The 18,401-nt window shown below is 71.3% G+C and carries 15 protein-coding genes; 11 read left to right on the forward strand and 4 right to left on the reverse strand.

All coding sequences use genetic code 11. The features are described 5' to 3' along the window. Positions 1–54 precede the first annotated feature (54 nt). Together ABUW04_RS10720 and ABUW04_RS10725 are read left to right on the forward strand one after the other, a co-directional pair. Positions 55–993, forward strand: a complete 939-nt coding sequence (locus ABUW04_RS10720) for an LLM class flavin-dependent oxidoreductase (RefSeq protein WP_380564285.1) — start codon at positions 55–57, stop codon at positions 991–993. A 387-nt stretch (positions 994–1,380) separates the two neighbouring features. Continuing rightward, positions 1,381–3,093, forward strand: coding sequence for a hypothetical protein (locus tag ABUW04_RS10725; RefSeq protein ID WP_380564286.1), 1,713 nt, complete (start codon positions 1,381–1,383; stop codon positions 3,091–3,093). A 374-nt stretch (positions 3,094–3,467) separates the two neighbouring features. Here ABUW04_RS10725 and ABUW04_RS10730 read toward each other — a convergent pair whose 3' ends face one another. Next, positions 3,468–4,982, reverse strand: coding sequence for a hypothetical protein (locus ABUW04_RS10730; protein ID WP_380564287.1), 1,515 nt, complete (start codon positions 4,980–4,982; stop codon positions 3,468–3,470). 357 nt (positions 4,983–5,339) lie between these two features. Here ABUW04_RS10730 and ABUW04_RS10735 point away from each other — a divergent pair, with 357 nt between their 5' ends. The 3 genes from ABUW04_RS10735 (at position 5,340) to ABUW04_RS10745 (ending at position 9,626) form a co-directional block, all read left to right on the forward strand. Further along, on the forward strand, positions 5,340–6,998 hold the full coding sequence (locus tag ABUW04_RS10735; RefSeq protein ID WP_380564288.1) for an alkaline phosphatase family protein: 1,659 nt from the start codon (positions 5,340–5,342) through the stop codon (positions 6,996–6,998). A 134-nt stretch (positions 6,999–7,132) separates the two neighbouring features. Continuing rightward, positions 7,133–8,851, forward strand: coding sequence for an MFS transporter (locus ABUW04_RS10740; RefSeq protein ID WP_380564289.1), 1,719 nt, complete (start codon positions 7,133–7,135; stop codon positions 8,849–8,851). A gap of 145 nt (positions 8,852–8,996) precedes the next feature. Continuing rightward, positions 8,997–9,626: an Rv1733c family protein gene (locus tag ABUW04_RS10745; protein ID WP_380564290.1), complete on the forward strand. Its 630-nt coding sequence runs from the start codon at positions 8,997–8,999 to the stop codon at positions 9,624–9,626. Between the two features lie 50 nt (positions 9,627–9,676). Here ABUW04_RS10745 and ABUW04_RS10750 read toward each other — a convergent pair whose 3' ends face one another. Beyond that, a complete protein-coding gene (locus ABUW04_RS10750; protein WP_380564291.1) occupies positions 9,677–10,876 on the reverse strand; it encodes a PQQ-dependent sugar dehydrogenase in 1,200 nt (399 codons plus the stop codon). Between the two features lie 97 nt (positions 10,877–10,973). Next, entirely contained in the window at positions 10,974–11,495 is a 522-nt protein-coding gene (locus ABUW04_RS10755) for an Lrp/AsnC family transcriptional regulator (protein ID WP_030261738.1), read from the reverse strand. A gap of 215 nt (positions 11,496–11,710) precedes the next feature. Between ABUW04_RS10755 and hppD the strand changes: the two genes are divergently transcribed. Genes hppD through ABUW04_RS10785 form a run of 6 tightly spaced genes read left to right on the forward strand, consistent with a single transcriptional unit; the run spans position 11,711 to position 17,466 of the window. Then, complete coding sequence (hppD, locus tag ABUW04_RS10760; protein ID WP_232242680.1) at positions 11,711–12,784, forward strand: 4-hydroxyphenylpyruvate dioxygenase; 1,074 nt, start codon at positions 11,711–11,713, stop codon at positions 12,782–12,784. 11 nt (positions 12,785–12,795) lie between these two features. After that, positions 12,796–13,995, forward strand: coding sequence for a homogentisate 1,2-dioxygenase (locus tag ABUW04_RS10765; RefSeq protein ID WP_380564292.1), 1,200 nt, complete (start codon positions 12,796–12,798; stop codon positions 13,993–13,995). Beyond that, positions 13,992–14,837 (forward strand): hypothetical protein, encoded by an 846-nt coding sequence (locus ABUW04_RS10770; protein ID WP_380564293.1) that lies wholly within the window; start codon positions 13,992–13,994, stop codon positions 14,835–14,837. Before ABUW04_RS10765 ends, ABUW04_RS10770 begins: the two co-directional genes overlap by 4 nt. Then, the gene (gene fahA, locus ABUW04_RS10775) at positions 14,834–16,063 is read left to right on the forward strand and encodes a fumarylacetoacetase (RefSeq protein WP_380564294.1); all 1,230 of its coding nucleotides are present in this window, start codon (positions 14,834–14,836) and stop codon (positions 16,061–16,063) included. Before ABUW04_RS10770 ends, fahA begins: the two co-directional genes overlap by 4 nt. Before the next feature lie 3 nt (positions 16,064–16,066). Beyond that, positions 16,067–16,822, forward strand: coding sequence for a CoA transferase subunit A (locus ABUW04_RS10780; protein WP_380564295.1), 756 nt, complete (start codon positions 16,067–16,069; stop codon positions 16,820–16,822). After that, entirely contained in the window at positions 16,822–17,466 is a 645-nt protein-coding gene (locus tag ABUW04_RS10785) for a CoA transferase subunit B (protein WP_380564296.1), read from the forward strand. The genes ABUW04_RS10780 and ABUW04_RS10785 overlap by 1 nt, the downstream gene beginning before the upstream one ends. A 67-nt stretch (positions 17,467–17,533) precedes the next feature. Here ABUW04_RS10785 and ABUW04_RS10790 read toward each other — a convergent pair whose 3' ends face one another. Beyond that, the gene (locus ABUW04_RS10790) at positions 17,534–18,208 is read right to left on the reverse strand and encodes a GntR family transcriptional regulator (protein ID WP_380564297.1); all 675 of its coding nucleotides are present in this window, start codon (positions 18,206–18,208) and stop codon (positions 17,534–17,536) included. Between the last annotated feature and the right edge of the window lie 193 nt (positions 18,209–18,401).

The following is an 18,401-nucleotide window of genomic DNA, read 5'->3' on the forward strand; positions in this document are numbered from 1 at the left end:
TGACGATCAGCTATGGTGACGGTAGTCCCCGAGCTGAAGGGCGCGTGACCACCCATGACCGTGACATTCGGAATCAAGACCACCCCGATGCGGGTGGAGTACGCGGACATCCTGCGGGTGTGGCAGGAGGCCGACGACCTGCCGGAGATCGCGGACGCCTGGCTGTGGGACCACCTGCTGCCGATCGCCGGTCCCAGGGACGGGCAGATCCTGGAGGGGTGGACACTGCTCAGCGCGCTGGCGGCGCAGACCCGACGGCTGCGGCTGGGGCTGCTGGTGACGAGCAACCGGATCCGCGAGCCCGCCGTCCTCGGCAAGATCGCCACGACCGTGGACGTGATCTCCGGGGGCCGCCTGGTGATGGGCCTCGGCGTCGGCGGGACCCACCAGCCGCCCGACGCCGGAGGCATCGCGGGGGAGAACCCCGCCACGGCGGAGTACGACGCCTACGGGCTGACCCTGGTGCCGCCGGCCGAGGGCATCGCCCGCCTGGCCGAGACCGTCGCCATCCTCAAGCGGATGTGGACCCAGGAGGTCTTCGACTTCCACGGGCGGTACTACACCCTCAAGGGCAACCGCAACGAGCCCAAGCCGGTCCAGCGCCCGGGCCCGCCACTGCTGATCGGCGGGTGGGGGACCCGGACCCTGCGCCTGGTCGCCGAACACGCGGACATCTGGAACATCCCCGGCCCGCCGCACAACACCCTCGACTACATCCGCGAACGCAGCGGCGTCCTGGACGCGCACTGTGCCGCGATCGGGCGGGATCCGCGGACGATCACCCGCTCGGTGCAGTACATCGTCAACTACGACGACCCCGCCGGTGACCGCGCGGCCGTCCGGGGCCTGATCGACGCCGGCCTGACCCACATCGTGCTGAGCCTGCGCAGCCCCTACCCGCCGCAGGTCGCGCAGTGGCTGGTCGAGGCGATCATCGCGCCCCTGGGCGGAGGTCGGCGGATCCGGACCAACGGACCCGTAACGGCCTCGTAAGGAGTCCCCGAACCTCTGCGTCAGCAGGGAACGGTGGTGCGCCGCAAGGGTGTTGGCGGAGACCTCGGCCACCGGGCCGATCAGGGGTTTCAGTGTTGCGGGGAGAGCCGCCGGGTCGGTCGGGTCGGCAGTGGCGGATGGGGAGGAGGTGGGAATTGGTCCGGCTATGCCCGGTATCTCCCGCGCTAGAACGGCGGACTCCGGTTCTGCAACTATCGGCCACCAAGGCAAGCACCCTCCGAAGGGAGCCGCCGTCCCCGAGTGCGGACCCCGCATGCAGCAGGGGGCGGCAGTCGGATAGGAGTTGGTTCGATGTCAGGCCACCGATCATCACCACCCAGGCGCTCGCGGCCCCTGCCGATGGAGCCCCTGCCCACGCGCCGGTCGTTGGACCAGCGAAGCAAGCAACGCAAGAGGCGGTCGCTGTGGGCCGTCCTGACGGTGGTGCTCACCGTGGTCGCCGGTGGACTGGCCACCGCCCTCGCGGCGAACAACGCCGCGCCGGCCGCGCCCAACCCCAACTGCTCGCTGATCGTCCCGGCCGACCCGCTGACGGCGCAGGGCCTGGCCACGCCCTACCAGTTGGCCGCGACGGACGCGGGCGGCGGGCCCTGCAACGAGGCCAACGCCAACCAGTCGGCCTTCGTCGAGGCGGCGATCCTCACCAACAACGGTCAGTTGACGCTCTACGACCCGCTGGTGGTCGACCAGGGCACCCAGCCCGCGGCCGCCCCGGTCACCCCGCAGGTGCCCGCGGGATCCACCGTGGGCCTCTGGTTCGGCTTCAACGGCACCAACCTCACCCTGCAGTCGGCCAACGGCACGACCGCGCTGCAGCAGGGCAACTGCGTCAACGGAACCCAGGGCTCCATCTTCGGCCAGTTCTCCTACTGCAACGCGCCGGCGTTCTTCCAGAGCGCCAACCAGGAGATACAGGCGAACATGCTGCAGGTCCCGGCTGCCGGGACGGCCAACGACGGCCAACCCTGCCCCACCGTGCGTGACTTCTCCGTGGTCGACCAGGACCAGAGCGACAACGTGGTGACCCACTACATCGCCACCGGCAACGGCACCATCGCGCAGAACAACGCGGCGAGCAAGGCCGCCCTGCAGAACCAGAACCCCGTCGACCTGGCGAACGGCAGCGACAACCTGCTGCTCACCCAGTTCATCGACCCGGCCCTGGGCTGCACCCCGTGGACCCGCCCCGACCAGTCCAGCGACGGCGCGCCCTCGGCGGCACTTCCGCTGGACGAACTCTCGGCCGCCGCCAACCAGCAGGCGCCGATCGCCCTCGTGCCGCAGAACGACCCGATGGTGCTGAACAACAACAACCAGGACGCCAACAAGACCAACCTCTACCGCCAGGGCGTGGACCAGGCCGCGATCGGCGGCGCCGACAGCGGCAGTGGCGCCACGTACTGCCAGAACTTCTTCGGCTCGGCCAACGGCATCCAGCGGGTCTTCAAGGACATGGCGACCTTCCAGAACGCCCCCTCGGTGGACGCGGCGATGGCCACCAACCTCTTCACCTTCCTGGCGATGCGGGCCAACCAGAGCTTCACCAACCTGAACTGCGGCGGGCTGCTCAACGTGGCCAACCCGATCACGCTGACCATGGACGGCAACGGCGTGGTGACCGCGGCCACCTACACCCCGCTCGGCCAGACCCCGGTCGCCGCCGCCACCTGCACGGCGACCCCGACGGCGGGCGCCGCGAGCACGCCTGCGGCAGCCGGCATGTCGGCGTCGGCTTCGGCGGCGCCGTCGGCGGCGGGCTCGGCCTCCGCGTCGGCAGCGGGTTCCGCGACCGCGTCGTCGGCCGTGGGCAACGCCTGGTCGGCGACGGGCCCAGCCTCCATGGCAGCGGGAGCCGGCTCCACCAGTGCGTCGGCAGCAGCGCCGAGTACGGCAGCAGCGGGTACGGCACCCACGTCGGCAGCCGCGGCCGCGCCTCCGTCGGCGTCCAGCACCTGCACCGCGGCCGCCTCGGCCCCGGCGGCCGGTAACAGCACCGGTGCCACCACCCCGGCATCCGCCATGCCGACCGCCACCTGGGGCGGCGGTCGCGGGATGAAGCACCATCACCACCACATGTGATTCCACCCGTACACAAAAGGGTGCCGCAGGCTCACGAAGCCTGCGGCACCCTTTTGTGCGCCCGCTGTGGGTTCAGCTCCGTATGCGTCTCTTCGGCGGAGCGACAGCACCATTTCACGTACTCATGTGCTGACGAACTATTGAAGCTGGGGGAAAGCAGCGGGTCCCCCGAGCGATTCGCTCGAGGGACCCGGTACCGGTACCACTCGATCAGCCGGACGTGGGTGCCGGTGTACTTACTGGCCGTTGCGGTAGGGGTCCTGGCACCGGTCAGGGCGACCGACTCGGTGGTCTCCAGCGGCTGCCGCTGCGGGAAGGCACCGGGCCCCTCGAGCGAATCGCTCGAGGGGCCCGGTGCCGGTACCGCTGGAGGCTCACCAGTGGGAGCCGGCGTTCACCGTGGCGGAGGACGTCGCGGTCGGCGCTGCGCTCATTCCCATCGTCATCGAGGGGGTGGGGGAGGGGGACATGCTCGGCGACGGCATCGGTGCCGAGGTCGGGCTGGAGGTCGACCCCGAGCCCGAACCCGAGAAGCTGACCCGGAGGCGGGCCAGGAAGAGGTGCGTGGTGGTCGGCCAGCTGCCGCCGCGGTGGTAGGACGCCGGGGTCTGCTGGACGAAGGCCCAGGCCAGATCCCCGTTGCGGAGCACCACGATGTTGCCGGAGACATGGATCGTCAGGACCAGGTCCGCCGTCAGGAACCGTCCCTGCAGGTCGATCAGCCGGAGGTGGGTGCCGGTGTACTGGCCGTTGCGGTACGAGTCCCAGCTGGCCAGCATCGCGTTCCGGCCGTACGGCGCGATGTGCACATTGATGTTCTGGACGGACTGGTCGCCGGTCAGGGCGACCGACTTGGCGGTCTTCCAGTGGCTGCCGCTGAGGAAGACGAGCACCACCTGGTCGGTCTTCCAGCGCGGGTTGACGCTCCAGGTGAGGCTGTTCTTCTTGTAGGTGACCGGACCGGGCGCGGACAGGGCGACCACCTGGCTGCCGTTGCCGGCCGTGATCTGGTCGGCGCTGCTGCTCTTGGAGGCGCCGGAGCCGCCGTCGTCGTAGCAGATCGCGTAGTTCGCGGAGCCGGTGGAGAGGGAGCGGCCGACGTCGCCGCGGCAGCCCCACTCCCAGCCGCCGGAGAGGACGCGCCCGGAGCTGCTGACGGGGACCATCTTGTCGCCCCACTGCCCGGACCTGGAGCCGCTGGTGCCGTGCACGGTGAAGTACGTGGTGTACTTGCTGCCGTTCCAGGCCAGTTGGCCGTTGAGCACCGGCGAGGTGTCACGGCTGGCCGTGCCGGTCAGCTTGACGACGAAGACCACGTGGTTGTTGGCGACGTGGATCAGTGCCGCGGCGGTCTCCCCGTTCCTGTTGTGGTCGGCGATCCGGGTGAGCAGGGTGAAGCCGTTGTTGAAGGCGACCAGGCCGCCGACCTCATGGGCCCCGTTGATCACCACGTCCGGTCCGCTCCGCTGCAGGAACCGGTTGACCGGGGTGACGTGGATCGAGTTGGACGCCTGCCAGGCCACCTCCAGCGTGCCGTTGGGCGCGACCGCGGTGACGGTGCGCGTCCAGGTCGGTATGCCGTTGGTGGATGGGGACAGGAAGCTGAAGGCGGAGGCGAGCCTGACCGTGGTGACCGAGAGGTTCGCGGTGAGGGTGCCGTTGCTCATCATGGTGGGCGCGGTGTTGGCCATGGAGAAGGGGGCCGCGGCCCCGTTGACCATGGCCGACGGGTTGGAACCGGCTCCGTTGACCGGAGTCGACGGCGGCGTGACATCCGCGAAGGCCAGCCCGCCGGCCGCGGCGACAGCCAGCGCCGCCGGGATGCCGATCATGAGCCGGCGCTTGCGCCGCGCCGTACGTTCCCTGACTTTGATTCGCATGCCGGGCATTTCTGCTCCCTTTCGCTTGGGCGAGATACAGACTGGCCCGCCCGAAGCCCGGGAGTACGGCTCGGAGCCTTTGTGTAAGACAGCGGTAATGGAGCCCCTTCCGCGTCAGGGAATTACCGCGTTTCGGGGGCGTCGTCCCGGAATGGGATATCACCCGTTCCCAGGGTATAGACCACTCCAGCATGGCGCAGACGACCTAACACCCGGATAACACGCCGACTTTGGTGGCGCCCCCGTGCCCAGGACCCGTCCAGGGTCGGAACTATGGGTGAACTGTGCTGCGCACGGGTGTCCTTGGCGGCGGCTGTGAGTCAGGATCGCGCCGACGCGCAGCCCGAAACACCCCGAGGAGTACCCGTGAATCGTCGTCACCTCCGCCTTGCCGCCGTCCTCGGCGCCACCGGCCTGATCGGCGGAGCCTTCCTCGCCACCCCCGCAGGCGCGGTACCGGCCGCCTCTGCGGCGCACCGCGCCGCGGCCAAGCATGTGCTGCTGATCTCGGTGGACGGCCTGCACCAGTCCGACCTGGCCTGGTACATCGCCAGGCACCCGCAGTCGGCGCTGGCCAAGCTGGTCCGCGGCGGTGTGCAGTACACCGACGCCAAGACCACCAACCCCTCGGACAGCTTCCCCGGCATGGTCGCCCAGGCCACCGGCGGCGGCCCGGGGACCACCGGTGTCTACTACGACGACACCTACAACGCGGCGCTGCTGCCGGCCGGGACCACCAGCTGCAAGGGCGTCAAGCCCGGGGTGGAGGTGGACTTCACCGAGGACCTGGACATCAACAAGGCCTCCATCGACGCCGGCCAGGGCCTGAAGAACCTCCCGGGCAGCATCCTGTCGATGACCGGCAACCCGACCAAGCTCATCGACCCGAGCAAGCTCCCGGTCGACCCCAAGACCTGCAAGCCGGTCTACCCGTACCAGTACCTCCAGGTGAACACCATCTTCGAGGTGGCCCGCCAGGCCGGGCTGCGCACCGCGTGGTCGGACAAGCACGCCGCCTACGACATCCTCGACGGACCGTCGGGAACCGGGATCCAGGACCTGTTCACCCCCGAGATCAACTCGGACGCGCTCGGCTACGCCTCGGGCAACGACTGGACCACCGACAACAAGGCCACCCAGCAGTACGACAGCTACAAGGTCAAGGCCGTCCTCAACGAGATCGACGGCTACGACCACTCGCGCTCGCAGAAGGTCGGCACCCCGGCCATCTTCGGCCTGAACTTCCAGTCCGTCTCCACCGCCGAGAAGCTGCCCAGCTCGGACGGGCTGGCCGGCGGCTACACCGCCAAGAACGTGCCGGGACCGTTGCTGCAGAACAACCTGGACTACATCAACGCCCAGATCGGCGCGCTCACCGCGGAGATCCACAAGCAGCACCTGGACGGCAGCACCACGGTCATCCTCTCGGCCAAGCACGGCCAGTCGCCCACCGACCCGACCGCGCTCACCCGGATCGACGACGGCCCGCTGCTGGACGGCCTGAACGCCGCCTGGAAGAAGCTCCACCCGGCCGCCGCCGACCTGGTGGCGCACGCGGTGGACGACGACGCCATGCTGATCTGGCTCTCGGACCGCTCCAAGGCCGCGACCGACTTCGCCAAGGCGTACCTGCTGGCGCAGAGCGGCACCGGCACCGACATCAACAAGAAGGCCAAGGCCTACACCCACGGCGGCCTGACCAAGGTCTACGCCGGTGCCGACGCCGCGCACTTCTTCGGGGTCAAGCCCGGTGACGCCCGGGTCCCGGACGTCTTCGGCGTCGCCCAGTACGGGGTCGTCTACACCGGCGGCACCGGCAAGGTCGCCGAGCACGGCGGCGGCCACGCCGACGACCTGGACGTGCCGCTGGTCGTCTCCGGGGCCGGCACCCCGGACCGGGTCACCGACGCGGCCACGGTCCACACCACCCAGATCGCGCCGACCATCCTGGCCCTGCTCGGCCTGGACCCGCAGCAGCTGAAGGCCGTCCGCGAGGAGGGCACCAAGGTCCTGCCGGTGCGCTGACACGCACGCTGTTCCCGGTTCGGCTCCGTCGGCGGCGATCGCCCGGCGGAGCCGTTCGCGTTGTGTCCGATCCGTGGTGCCGGGTCGGAGCAGGGGCGGTTTACTAAGGTGGGTTGATAAAGTAGCTTTAGCATATGGAGTACAAGTGGACGGCGCTGACCAACACCACCGCCGCAGTGTTCATGTCCGCCCTGGACGGCTCGATCGTGCTGATCGCGCTGCCGGCGATCTTCCGGGGGGTGCACCTGGACCCGCTGTCGCCGGGCAACATCGCCTACCTGCTGTGGATGATCATGGGGTACCGGCTGGTTCAGGCCGTCCTGGTGGTCACCGTGGGCCGGCTCGGCGACATGTACGGCCGGGTGCGGATCTACAACTCCGGCTTCGCGGTCTTCACCTTCGCCTCGGTCCTGCTCTCCTTCGACCCCTTCGACGGCGGCCACGGCGCCATGTGGCTGATCGGCTGGCGATTGCTGCAGGCCGTCGGCGGCTCGATGCTGACCGCCAACTCGGCCGCGATCCTGACCGACGCCTTCCCCAAGGAGCAGCGCGGCTTCGCCCTGGGCATCAACCAGGTCGCCGGACTGGGCGGGATGTTCATCGGCCTGGTCGCCGGGGGACTGCTCGCAGCGTGGGACTGGCGCGCGGTGTTCTGGGTGAACGTGCCGGTCGGCGTCTTCTTCACGGTGTGGGCGTACCGCACCCTGCGTGAGACCGGCAGGCGCGACGGCGGCCGGATCGACTGGTGGGGCAACATCACCTTCGCGGTGGGGCTCAGCGCGGTCCTGATCGCGGTGACCTTCGGCCTGCAGCCCTACGGCGGCCACACCATGGGCTGGACCAACCCGCTGGTCCAGACGCTGATCGTGGGCGGCCTGGTACTGCTGGCGGCGTTCGTGGCCATCGAGAACCGGGTCTCCGCACCGATGGTCCAGCTGAGCCTGTTCCGGCTGCGCGCCTTCACCTTCGGCAACCTGGCCGGCCTGGCCGTCTCGATCGGCCGCGGCGGAATGCAGTTCGTACTGATCATCTGGCTCCAGGGCATCTGGCTCCCGCTGCACGGCTGCGACTACGCCGCCACACCGCTGTGGGCCGGGATCTTCATGCTGCCGCTGACCGCCGGGTTCCTGGCCGCAGGCCCGGTGTCGGGCTACCTGTCCGACCGGATCGGCTCACGCGGCCTGGCCACCGGCGGCGCACTGCTGTTCGGCGCCAGCTTCCTGGGGCTGATGCTGCTGCCGATCGACTTCAGCTACTGGACCTTCGCGGTGCTGATCGCCCTCAACGGGATAGCCAGCGGCATGTTCGCCTCCCCCAACTCCTCGTCGATCATGGGCAGCGTGCCGGACCGGCTGCGCGGCGTCGCCTCCGGGATGCGCTCCACCTTCCAGAACTCGGGCACCGCCGTCTCCATCGGTGTCTTCTTCTCGCTCATGATCGCCGGACTGGCGAGCAGCCTGCCGCACGCCCTCACCAGCGGCCTGACCCAGCAGGGCGTCCCGGCCCACGTCGCCGCCCAGGTCGGCGACCTGCCCCCGGTGGCGTCGCTGTTCGCCGCACAGCTGGGCGTCAACCCGATCCAGCACCTGCTGCAACCCACCGGCGCGCTGTCCGGGCTGACCGCCGCCCAGCAACAGACCCTGACCGGACGCGAGTTCTTCCCACATCTGATCGCCGCCCCGTTCCACTCCGGGCTGGTGGTGGTGTTCGCCTTCGGCGCGGCCCTCGCCCTGCTCGCGGCCATCGCCTCGATGCTGCGCGGCACCGGCACCCAGGTCGGGACCCCGGAACCGCGGGCGGCCGGGACCGGTTCGCCCGCCGACACCGCGACGACCGGCCCGAAAGCCGGCTGAGCGACGGACCGCACCCGGATCTGTGACGCCGGTCGGCGAGATCGTCTCGTACAGCCCTGCCTGACAACGCATCACGGGCGCAGAATGGAGGGAGACCGCTCCACCGTCCACGCCGGCTCTGGCCGTGCCCGAGGAGGCGAGATCCATGGCAACGCCCGCAGCCGCCCCCACTCCCGCCCAGCCTGCGCCACGCCGCTCGCGCCTGGGGATCGCCCTGGCGCGGCGCCACAACCCGCTGTGGCGGCGCACCGACGCACTGCGCGCCAGGCTGCGGATGCTGCTGATCGCGGCCCTGATCGTGATCACCGCGCTGGCCGCGCTGCTGGCGCTGGGGCTGTACCGCAGTGACCGCGCCGCCGCCGGGCGCTACGCCGCGACCCTGCACCAGGTGCAGGCGGTGGCGCTGGCCGACGCCGACCAGCAGCACCCCGTCGACGGCGCGCGGTTCACCGCGGAGGTCCGCTGGACCGACGCCTCGGGCGCGCACCAGGCGCGTGCCGCAGCGGGCGCGACCACGCTCCGGGGCGACCCGGTCACGGTGTGGGTCGACGCCGCCGGCAGCCCCAGTTCCGCGCCGCGGTCCGAGGCTTACTCCACCGGGAAGGCCGCGATGGTCGGCTCGCTGGTCTGGATCAGCGTGACCTCCGGTGCGCTGGCCGTGGCCACGCTGCGGCGCCGCCGCCTCGGCCAGGTGGACCTGGAGCGCTGGACCCGGGAGTGGGAGGACGTCGAGCCGGTCTGGACCCGCCGGGGCCAGGGCGGGGCGGGCCGTTGACATCGGGCCGTTGACATCGGGCTGTTGACAACGGGCCGTTGACGGCGTGCTCAGTGGACGGTCAGCCGCAGGATCCGGTCGTCGCCGCTGCGGGCGGTGCCGCGGCCGTCGGTGTTGCTGGTGGTGAGCAGCAGGGTGCCGTCGGTGTCCGCGATCACGCTGCGGAGCCGGCCGTAACTGCCGTCGAGGAAGCTCTGCGGGGTGGCGGCGGTCGTGGTGCCGTCCAGCGGGATCCGCCACAGGCGCTCGCCCTTGAGCCCGGCCATCCAGATGCAGCCCGCCGCGTAGGCGATGCCGCTGGGTGAGTCCACCTCGGTGCCGAACTGGGCCACCGGGCTGGTGTACTCGGAGTTGGTGGTCTTCCCCTGGGTGGCCGGCCAGCCGTAGTTGTGGCCGGGCAGGATCAGGTTGAGCTCGTCCGCCTCCCGGTCGCCGAACTCCGAGGCCCACAGCCGTCCCTGCGGGTCCCAGGCCAGGCCCTGGACGTTGCGGTGGCCGTAGGTGTAGACGACCGAGCCGGGGAAGGGGTTGCCGGACGGCACCTCCCCGGCCGGGGTCATCCGCAGGATCTTGCCGCCGAGCGAACTCCGGTCCTGGGCAAGTGCGGTGTTCCCGGTCTCGCCGGTGCCCGCGTAGAGCAGGCCGTCCGGTCCGAAGCCGATCCGGCCACCGTTGTGGTGGACGCCCAACGGGATCGCCGTGAGGACCGGCTGCGGTGTGCCCAGCTGCTTCCCGGCGGGCTGGGTCGGGTCGTAGCTCAGGTGGGCGATGCGGTTGTCGTGGGCGGTGGAGTAGTACGCGTAGACCAGGTGGTCGGTCGCGTAGTGCGGGGACAGCGCGAGGCCGAGCAGGCCCGCCTCGCCGCCCGCGGCCTTGTTGGAGACGACGTCGGGCACGGTGCCGGCCAGCGTCTTGGCACCGGTCGCCGGGTCGACGCGGTGGATCTCGTAGGTGTCCCGGGAGGCCACCAGCAGGCTGCGGTCCGGCAGCAGCACCAGCCCCCAGGGCACGTTGATGCCGGTGGCGACGGTGGCCGTGACGGTCACCCCGCCCTTCGCGGCGCCGGCGCTCGCGGACGCCGTGGCGGCGGCCGAGGCCGAGGTTGCGGAGGCGGGCGGTGCCGTCGTCAGTGCCGGAGAGGTGGGGGCGGCGGACGACGGGGCGGGCGACGGTGAACCGCCCCCGCCGTTGGAGGAGCAGGCGGACAGCAGCAGGGCGGCCGTCCCCGTGACGAAGACGCGTCGGTGCATGGCGTTCCTTCCGTGGGAGCCGGACTCCCCTCACCATCGCACCTGTGGCCCCCTGAACGCCGTGCCTGCCGCCCGGGCGCGCCGGGCTGACAGTCGGTCACTTCCGGCCGTCGCGGTAGGACGGGACCCGGCTGGGGCTCGGGCGCTGTTCGGAGTCGAGCAGCGGGAGCCGGCGCGGGGCGACCACCTCGGACAGGGCGATGACGCTGGTGGACCGCACCACGGCGGGAATGCGGTTGATCCGGATCAGGATCTGCTGCAGGTGCTGGTGCGATCCGGCGGCGACGCGGCAGTGGATGTCGGCGGGTCCGGTGGCCCCGTAGGCCTCCAGGATCTCCGGCACCCGGGAGAGCTCCTCGGCGATCTGGTCCAGGCCGCCCTGGGCGATCTCCAGGCTGACGAACGCCAGCACCGGGTAGCCGGCCGCGGGGAGGTCGAGGTCCGGTCCGTAGCCGGTGATCACACCGCGGTCCTCCAGCCGCTGGATCCGGGCCTGGGCCGTGGCCCGGGACACCCCGGCCAGCCGGGAGAGTTCCAGGAAGCCGATGCGCGGGTGCTCGGTCAGGGCCCGGATGAGCAGGATGTCGAGCTGGTCGAGCCTGCTGCGCACTTCTTCCATCTCGATCCCGTTCGGCCGGACTCATCTTGGCAATCTGCCTAGCTGGTGAGCAGGATGTTGTCACAGCGCGCAGATGGGCGTCTACTGCCTGGCGACCCCTCCGCCTCTCCCTCAGGGAGTCCGCCATGACCCAGCCCCTGACCGACGTCGACCTGACCACCCTGATCGGCGCCGTTGCGCACGACGACACCGCCGACCCGTTCCCGGTGCTCGGTATGGACCACATCCGCTTCGCGGTGGGCAACGCCAAGCAGGCCGCGCACTACTACTCGACCGCGTTCGGAATGACCTGCGTGGCCTACCGCGGCCCGGAGACCGGCAGCCGTGACGTCGCCGAGTACGTGCTCACCTCCGGCAAGGCCCGCTTCGTGTTCACCGGCGAGGTCCACGCCGGGACCGCGGTGGGCGAGTCGGTGGCCGCCCACGGCGACGGCGTGGTGGACCTGGCGATCGAGGTCCCCGACGTCGACCGGGCCGTCGCGTTCGCGCGCTCCCAGGGCGCGACCGTGCTGGAGGAGCCGCACGACCTGGCGGACGAGCACGGCACGGTCCGGCTGGCCGCACTGGCGACCTACGGACAGACCCGGCACACCCTGGTGGACCGCTCCGGCTACAACGGCCCGTTCCTGCCCGGCTTCGCCGCCCACGCCCCGCTCTTCCACGCCAAGCCGCCCGCGCACCCCAAGCGCTACTTCCAGGCGGTGGACCACTGCGTGGGCAACGTCGAGCGGATGGACGAGTGGGTCGGCTTCTACAACCGCGTCATGGGCTTCACCAACATGAAGGAGTTCATCGGCGACGACATCGCCACCGAGTACTCGGCGCTGATGTCCAAGGTCGTGGCCAGCGGCAACCACCGGGTGAAGTTCCCCATCAACGAGCCGGCCGCGGGCAAGCGCAAGTCCCAGATCGACGAGTACCTGGAGTTCTACGGCGGCCCCGGAGTCCAGCACCTGGCCCTGGCCACCGGCGACATCGTCGGCAGCGTCCGGGCCATGCGGGAGATGGGCGTGGAGTTCCTGGACACCCCGGACAGCTACTACGACACCCTGGGCGAATGGGTCGGTGACACCCGCGTCCCGGTCGAGACACTGCGCGAGCTGAAGATCCTGGCCGACCGGGACGAGGACGGCTACCTGCTGCAGATCTTCACCAAGCCGCTGCAGGACCGTCCGACCGTGTTCTTCGAACTGATCGAGCGTCACGGCTCGCTGGGCTTCGGCAAGGGCAACTTCAAGGCCCTGTTCGAGGCCATCGAGCGCGAGCAGGCCCGCCGCGGCAACCTGTAGAGGAGACGTCCATGGCCCACTACCGTCGGCTGGGCGCCGTCCCGCCCAAGCGGCACACCCAGCACCGGAACCCCGAAGGCGGCCTGTACTACGAGGAGCTGATGGGGGAGGAGGGCTTCTCCTCCGACTCCTCGCTGCTCTACCACCGCAACATCCCGTCGGCCATCGTCGACGCCGCGGTCTGGGAGCTCCCGGACCAGTCGCTGACCGCCAACCACCCACTGACGCCACGCCATCTGAGGCTGCACCAGCTGACCGCGGGGGAGGAGTGGAAGAACACCGACGCCGTCACCGGACGGCGCCTGGTGCTCGGCAACGGTGACGTGCGCATCGGCTACGTGGCCGCGGGTGCCCCGTCGCCGCTGTACCGCAACGCCGTCGGCGACGAGTGCGTCTACGTCGAAGCCGGCGAGGGCCGCGTCGAGACGGTCTTCGGGGAGCTGACGGTGCGCCAGGGCGACTACGTCCTGCTGCCGCGCGCGACCACCCATCGTTGGGTGCCCGGCGGTGACGGGCCGCTGCGGCTCTACACCGTCGAGGCCAACTCCCATATCGCGCCCGCCAAGCGGTACCTGTCCAAGTACGGGCAGCTGCTGGAGCACGCGCCCTTCTGCGAGCGGGACCTGCACGGCCCCGACGAACCGCTGTCGGTCCAGGGCACGGACGTGGAGGTGCTGGTCAAGCACCGCACGGCCGGTGGTATCGGTGGCACGCGCTACGTCTACCCGCAGCACCCCTTCGACGTGGTCGGCTGGGACGGCTGCCTCTACCCCTACACCTTCAACATCGCCGACTACGAGCCGATCACCGGCCGGGTCCACCAGCCGCCGCCGGCGCACCAGGTCTTCGAGGGCAACGGCTTCGTGATCTGCAACTTCGTCCCGCGCAAGGTGGACTACCACCCGCTGTCCATCCCGGTGCCGTACTACCACTCCAACGTGGACAGCGACGAGGTGATGTTCTACTGCGGCGGCGACTACGAGGCCCGCAGGGGCTCCGGCATCGGCCAGGGCTCGATCTCACTGCACCCCGGCGGGCACGCGCACGGACCGCAGCCGGGAGCCTACGAGCGCTCCATCGGCGCCGAGTTCTTCGACGAACTCGCGGTGATGGTGGACACCTTCCGCCCGCTGCAGCTCGGCGAGGCCGGCCTGGACTGCGCCGATCCGGGCTACGCCTGGACCTGGTCCGGACGGGGGCCGAGCCGGTGAACGCCATCCCCGAGCTCTTCGTCGGCCTGTGCGACGACGCGGCCATGTTCCCGCCCGGCAACGCCCCGGCGGCACGGGCCGTCACCGCCCACCGTGAGCACCGCGCCGCCTGGTACGCGCCGCTGGTCGGCCCGTTCCTGGTCGGGGCCGCCCACCTGGAGGACGTGGTCCGGGCCGGCGACCCCGGCCCCGCGGTGCTGGTCGTCCCCGCGGGCCCGGACGGGCTGGCGGCGGCTCTGGCCGCGGCGCGGGACGCCGGACTGCTGGTCGCCGGGGCCGAACTGCCCTACCGGCCCGGCGGTACGGCGGCCGACGCGGTGCGGGCCCTGGACTCCGTGCTGCCCGCCGGCGGAGTGGTGGAGATCCCGCCCGGCCAGGGCCTGGACGAGGCCCTGGACACCGTCGCCGGCTCCGGCCACCGGGCCAAGCTGCGCACCGGCGGCACCGTGGCGCAGGCCTTCCCCGACGCGGCGCAGGTGGCGGCGTTCATCCTCGGCTGCGTGGCCCGCGGGCTGCCGTTCAAGTGCACCGCCGGCCTGCACCGGGCGGTGCGCCACACCGATCCGGTCACCCGGTTCGAGCACCACGGTTTCCTGAACATCCTGGCCGCCACCGAAGCGGCCCTGACCGGGGCCGGGGCGGACGAGGTGGCGGCGGTGCTGGAGCAGCGCGACGGCCGCCGGATCGCCTCCCGGCTGAGCGATCTGACGCCCCAGCAGGTCTCCGCCGTACGCGCCGCCTTCACCGGCTACGGCACCTGCAGCATCACCGAGCCGCTGGCCGAGCTGGCCGCGCTCGCTCTCCTCCCCGTACCGCACCCGCAGATCCCGGAGCACGCATGACCTCGACCACCTGGGTGGACCTGCCCGAAGGCACCCTGTTCGGCCTGGCCAACCTGCCCTACGGGGTCTTCAGCCGCGAGGACGGGCGGCGCCGAGTGGGCGTGCGCGTCGGCGACCTGGTGCTGGACCTGGCCGCTGCGGCCCGGGCCACCGGGGCCGACGCGGCGCTGCTGGAGGGGCCCACGCTCAACCCGCTGCTGGCGGCCGGACGGGCGCACTGGTCGGCGCTGCGCTCCGCGCTCACCGGATGGCTGACCGACACCGCCCACCGGGCCGCGGTGGAGCCGCAGTTGCACCCGCTGGCCTCGGTGACGCTGCACCTGCCCTTCGAGCCGGGCGACTACGTCGACTTCTACGCCTCCGAGCACCACGCGGCCAACCTCGGCGCCCTGTTCCGTCCGGGCACCGAACCGCTGACGCCCAACTGGAAGCACCTGCCCATCGGTTACCACGGCCGGGCGGGCTCGCTGGTGGTCTCCGGCACCCCGGTGGTCCGACCCTGCGGGCAGCGCCGGGCCCCCGGTGAACCGGCGCCCCGGTTCGGGCCCTCGCTGCGCCTGGACATCGAGGCCGAGGTCGGCTTCCTGGTCGGCACCCCCTCGCCGCAGGGCAGCCGGGTGGGCCTGTCGGGCTTCGCCGACCACGTCTTCGGGGTGTGCCTGGTCAACGACTGGTCCGCGCGCGACCTGCAGGCCTGGGAGTACGTGCCGCTCGGCCCCTTCCTCGGGAAGTCCTTCGCCACCTCGCTGTCTCCGTGGATCGTGCCGTTGGAGGCCCTGGAGCAGGCCCGTACCGCGCCGCCGGTCCGGGACGTGCCGCTGGTCCCGTACCTGGACGACGGCGCCGCGCCGCAGTGGGGGCTGGACCTGTCGCTGGAGGTGGCCCTCAACGGCAGCACCGTCTCGCGGCCCCCGTTCGCCGGCCTGTACTGGACGGCGGCGCAGCAGTTGGCCCACATGACCGTCAACGGCGCCCCGCTGCGGACCGGTGACTTCTACGCCTCGGGCACGGTGAGCGGCCCCGACCCGGAGACCCGGGGTTCGCTGATCGAGCTGGCCTGGAACGGCGAGCGGCCGCTGGAACTGCCCGACGGGAGCACCCGGGCTTTCCTGGAGGACGGCGACGAAGTCGTGATCACGGCCACCGCACCGGGCGCTGACGGTTCGCGCATCGGCTTCGGCGAGGTCCGCGGGCGCATCCTGCCGGCGACCGCCGGGGAGGGCTGAGCCATGGACAAGACCGCTGGTTCGGCGGCCGAGGCGGTCGCCGACGTCCAGGACGGCGCCAGCCTGGCCGTGGGCGGGTTCGGGCTGTGCGGGATACCCGCGGTGCTCATCGGGGCGCTGCTGGAGCAGGGGGCCACGGGTCTGCACGTGGTGTCCAACAACTGCGGCGTCGACGACGGCGGTCTCGGGCTGCTGCTGGGGGCCGGCCGGATCGCCCGGGCGACCGGCAGCTACGTCGGGGAGAACAAGGAGTTCGCGCGGCAGTACCTCTCCGGGGAGCTGGCGCTGGAGCTGGTGCCCCAGGGGACGCTGGCCGAGCGGCTGCGGGCCGGGGGCTGCGGCATCCCCGCCTTCTACACCCCCGCCGGAGTGGGCACCCAGGTCGCCGACGGCGGGCTGCCCTGGCGCTACGGGAGCCGGGGCGAGGTCGTGGAGGCGTCACCGCCCAAGGAGACCCGCCGCTTCGACGGCACGGAGTACGTGCTGGAGCGGGCCATCACCGCGGACTTCGCACTGGTCCGGGCGGCCCGCGGGGACCGGCACGGCAATCTGGTCTTCCACGCCTCGGCCCGCAACTTCAACCCGCTGGCCGCGATGGCCGGCCGGCTCACCGTCGCCGAGGTGGAGGAACTGGTCGAGCCCGGGGAACTGGACCCTGACGAGGTCCACCTGCCGGGCGTCTTCGTGCAGCGCGTGCTGGCACTGACCCCGGAGCAGGCGGCGGACCGCCGGATCGAGAAGAGGACGGTGCAGGCCTGATGGCGTGGACCCGTGACCAGATGGCCGCCCGGGCCGCCCGCGAACTGACTGACGGCATGTACGTCAACCTGGGCATCGGCCTGCCCACCCAGGTGCCCGACCACGTCCCCGAGGACGTGCACGTGGTGCTCCAGTCCGAGAACGGCGTGCTCGGCACCGGACCGTACCCCCGGCCCGAGCAGGTGGACCCCGACCTGATCAATGCCGGCAAGGAGACGGTGACGGTCCGTCCGGGCGCGTCCTACTTCGACTCGGCGCTGTCCTTCGGCATGATCCGGGGCGGCCACATCGACCTGGCCGTGCTGGGGGCGCTGGAGGTGTCGGCCTCCGGGGACCTGGCCAACTGGACCGTCCCCGGGAAGATGATCAAGGGGATGGGCGGTGCCATGGACCTGGTCCACGGGGCGCGCCGGGTGGTCGTCCTGATGGAGCACACGGCCCGGGACGGCAGCCCGAAACTGGTCGACCGCTGCACCCTGCCGCTGACCGGACGCGGATGCGTGCACCGGGTCATCACCGACCTGGGGGTGTTCGACCTGGACGGTGACGGGGTCGTGCTGGTGGAGTCCGCCCCGGGGGTGCCGCTGGCGCAGATCCTGGGGCAGACCGGCACCCGGGTCCGGGTGCCGGCCGGGGCGGCCTGAGCCGACCCTGCGTCAACTCCCAGGTGGGGCCGGCCGTCCGCCGTGACGGTCGGCCCCGCCTGCGTGGTCAGCCGCGCGAGGCGCGCCGCGGCACGCCGAAGACCTGGACCAGGGCCTGGTGGGTCGAGCGCAGGTGGTCGCGCATGGCGCGGGCGGCGTCCCGACGGTTGCCGGCGGTGATGGCGGCCGCGATGCGCTCGTGCGCGTCCAGCTCCTCGCGTGACCAGATGTGCGGCTCCAGGCTGGGGATGAGGTGGTGCAGCCGGGTGACCTCGTCGGCCAGGGAGGCGATCATGCGGGCCGCGCGGGCGTTGCCGGCGACCTCGGCGATGCCGATGTGGAAGTCGGCGGCGCTGGACAGCGCCAGTTCCAGATCGTCCGCGGCGCCGCGGTGGGCGTTCAGGGCGTCGGTCACCCCGGCCGCGCCGCCGCGCAGTTGGGCGAAGCGCGCGGCGGCCTGGCCGGCGAACTCCGGTTCCAGCAGCTCGCGCAGCTGGAAGACGTCGCGCAGGTCCTCCAGGCCCAGCGAGCGCACCACATAGCCCTTGCGGGGCAGCACGGTCACCCAGCCGTCCTGGACCAGCAGCCGCAGTGCCTCGCGCACGGGCGTCTTGGAGACCCCGAAACGCGCGGCGAGGTCCGCCTCCAGCACCGTCGCTCCGGGAGCCAGACGAGCGTGCAGGATGTCGTCCTTCAGCAGCAGGTAGACCCGCTCGGTCAACGGCTGCTTGGACTCGCTCATGCTGGCGACGGTTGTCACTGCACCCCTCCGCGTCGGACACCGGGGACAAGAAATATCTGGCGTCAGCCTACCCCCCGATCTGAGGCCCGATGTGCCGGTCAGTTGTGCTGAATCTCTTGACGCTGAAACACCAGTGATATATCTCTGAGATCCCACTGACGATCGCTCAACGAAGACGATCAGGAGAGCCGCG

Origin of the sequence: Streptacidiphilus jeojiensis, from assembly GCF_042510965.1 — a bacterium.
GTDB lineage: Bacteria > Actinomycetota > Actinomycetes > Streptomycetales > Streptomycetaceae > Streptacidiphilus > Streptacidiphilus jeojiensis.